The sequence below is a fragment of the Chryseobacterium lacus genome (assembly GCF_003336205.1).
Classification (GTDB): Bacteria; Bacteroidota; Bacteroidia; order Flavobacteriales; family Weeksellaceae; genus Chryseobacterium_A; species Chryseobacterium_A lacus.
This window is the reverse complement of sequence record NZ_QPIE01000014.1, coordinates 1-2,860: the sequence shown is the minus strand read 5'-3', so window position 1 is coordinate 2,860 and position 2,860 is coordinate 1. Positions and strand designations below refer to the sequence as shown.

Below are 2,860 nucleotides of genomic sequence, written 5' to 3'. Positions count from 1 at the left end.
TCGTATTGGCAATAGGCGGGCTGAACGGCTTCGTATCAACGGAAGTGCAAAATTCAACTTCTGTTCTTCGATTAAAGTTCAGTGCTAAAAATCCCGCCCATCGCCAATACGCGGCACGTTACCTGCAAGGCTGTGACGACACCAACGTATAGACAATGAACTTTAAAGAACAACTATTTTACAGACTCTGGAAGGAAAAAGACAAGACGACTTTTGAGCATTGGATTTACAATTCAAACGCTATTGACTTTGAAGAATGTGTAGGTGAAAAATCATATCTTGAAATTATTAGCGAAAATTTTTCCGGCTTGACGATAAGACAATTGAAACAGCTTGTTTTTGATAATTTAAGCCCAAGACTAAAAGAAGAATTCAAAACTTATATCAGGACAAATCAAAAAGCAATAAAAGCGACTTGTATTAAGACAGTTGGGATTGACTATAACGGAAAAAGCGAACGGAATTGGGAATTGAAAGTTGGTAATGAATATTACATTTTAGGAATTTCTGTTGACTTGAAAAAATCAGCAAATCAAATCGGCTTTCAAATATTCGACCCTTCTTACAGCGAGACAACTCCATATTTTATACCCGCAGAACTCTTTGAAATTAACGGCAAAATAGTTCCACCAAACTATTCAATTACTGTTAAAGACAATACTCTACAACTTGACCCAATGGAGTTTGTAGACAAGACATATGCAGCAGTTGAGTATTCATTTTGGGAAGACTATTTTGACGACCACGAAAAAGCGGTAAAAATATTTAAGGCGACAATTGAGCGGTTAGACATTGAATTAGACGCAGAAGAATATGGCGAGTAAATTGACGAACGGAGAAAGCCCAGCAGGTAACAGCAGTTTTGCGTTATGGGGGCTGACGTGCTTCGTAGAAACATTTGTGCAAGGTTCAATATTTGAGCTTCGTATGTACAGTAGTGCTAAAAATCCCCCATAACGCAAAGCCGCCGGACGTTAGCGGCTATATTACGACCAACCGTGCTAAACAGAAAAATCGTATATTTGCCGACACGAAAATTTAAGTAAGACGAAATGTAAAAAATAATTTCTTTCAGACAAATCATAACAGCAACTGCAAAGTGGTTGTCGTATTGTTTCATTTTTAACGAAAGAAATTATGCTTATTCTACAAAACATTTCATATACACACCCAAACAAGGATTTACTGTTTAGCGACATCAATTTGACAGTAAACAATCACGAAAAGACAGCGTTAATCGGCAACAACGGAGCAGGAAAATCAACTTTGCTCAAAATTATCGCCAAAGAATTGCAACCATCCAACGGACAAATAAGCGTTGAAACTGAGCCGTATTTTGTTCCACAAATTTTCGGCCAGTTTAATCATCTGACCATTGCAGAAGCATTGAAGATTGACAAAAAATTAAACGCTCTAAAAGAAATTTTGAACGGAAATACAAGTGAAGAAAATTTCAATTTACTCAATGACGATTGGACAATTGAAGACCGTTGTAATGACGCTTTACAAGATTGGCAACTGACCGATTTAGACTTGTCGCAAAAAATGGAAGCGTTGAGTGGCGGGCAAAAAACAAAAGTTTTTTTGGCAGGAATTTCCATTCATCAACCCGAATTGATTTTATTGGACGAGCCAAGCAATCATTTGGACATCGCAAGCCGACAACTTTTGTATGACTTCATTCAAACCACAAAAAGCACTATGGTTGTTGTAAGCCACGATAGAAAATTACTCAATCTGTTAGACACTGTTTGCGAATTGAGTAAACACGGAATTAAAGTTTATGGCGGTAATTACGACTTTTACAAAGAACAAAAGCAAATTGAAAACAATGCTTTGAGCCAAGACATTCAAAGCAAGGAAAAAGCGTTACGAAAAGCCAAAGAAAAAGAACGGGAAACTTTGGAACGACAGCAAAAGTTAGACAATCGTGGAAAAGGCAAACAAGAAAAAGCAGGTGTTGCCAGAATAATGATGAACACTTTGCGAAACAATGCCGAAAACAGCACATCAAAACTCAAAAGTGTTCACGCTGAAAAAATCATTGGAATTTCACAAGACTTGCAAGAAATTCGTTCTTCATTGCCCGACATTGACAAAATGAAATTTGGCTTTGACAATTCAGCATTACACAAAGGGAAAATTTTGTTTACAGCAACGAACATAAATTTCGCATACAACACGCAATCACTTTGGACAGAAAACTTGAATTTCCAAATTACAAGTGGCGAACGCATTGCATTGAAAGGACAAAATGGTTCGGGAAAAACGACTTTGATAAAACTCATTTTGGGCGACATTGAAACACAAACAGGAACAATTTATCGAGCAGACAACAAATCGGTTTACATCGACCAAGACTATTCTTTGCTTGACAACAAACTAAAAGTTTACGAACAAGCCCAACAATTCAATGTATCTGCATTACAAGAACACGAAATAAAAACTCGGCTCAACCGCTTTTTATTTACAAAAGAAGATTGGGACAAATCTTGTGGTGAGTTGAGCGGTGGCGAAAGAATGCGTTTGTTACTTTGTTGCTTGACAATAAACAGTAAATCACCCGATATTATTATTTTTGACGAGCCGACAAACAATTTAGATATTCAAAATGTAGAAATTTTGACGACAGCCATAAATGAATATCAAGGAACATTAATTGTTGTGTCGCACGATGAAACATTTTTAGAGCAAATAAACATAGAACGGACAGTTGGACTTTGACAAAAATACAGCCGCTAATAACTAAGCTTTCGTCTTGTCCGCAGGACACAAGATGAAAGCCTGTTGAACGGAACCTTCGGGAGCTTTTTTGGCAGTCTATGGAGTTATCGTTTTTAGAATTTAGATACACAAAGCA

Annotated in this window: 2 protein-coding genes; both read left to right on the top strand. The window is 37.1% G+C overall.

Annotated features, from left to right (window positions below; translation table 11 throughout):
• The first annotated feature begins 155 nt into the window (after positions 1 to 155).
• Positions 156 to 824, top strand: a complete 669-nt coding sequence (locus tag DQ356_RS11050) for a hypothetical protein (RefSeq protein ID WP_114304557.1) — start codon at positions 156 to 158, stop codon at positions 822 to 824.
• A gap of 313 nt (positions 825 to 1,137) precedes the next feature.
• Positions 1,138 to 2,724 (top strand): ribosomal protection-like ABC-F family protein, encoded by a 1,587-nt coding sequence (gene abc-f, locus DQ356_RS11040; protein WP_114304555.1) that lies wholly within the window; start codon positions 1,138 to 1,140, stop codon positions 2,722 to 2,724.
• Positions 2,725 to 2,860 lie beyond the last annotated feature (136 nt).

What these genes read in the sequence shown, in the direction of transcription:
- abc-f (WP_114304555.1), top strand. Translation starts at nt 1,138, where the DNA reads ATGCTTATTCTACAAAACATTTCATATACACACCCAAACAAGGATTTA.
- DQ356_RS11050 (WP_114304557.1), top strand. Translation starts at nt 156, where the DNA reads ATGAACTTTAAAGAACAACTATTTTACAGACTCTGGAAGGAAAAAGAC.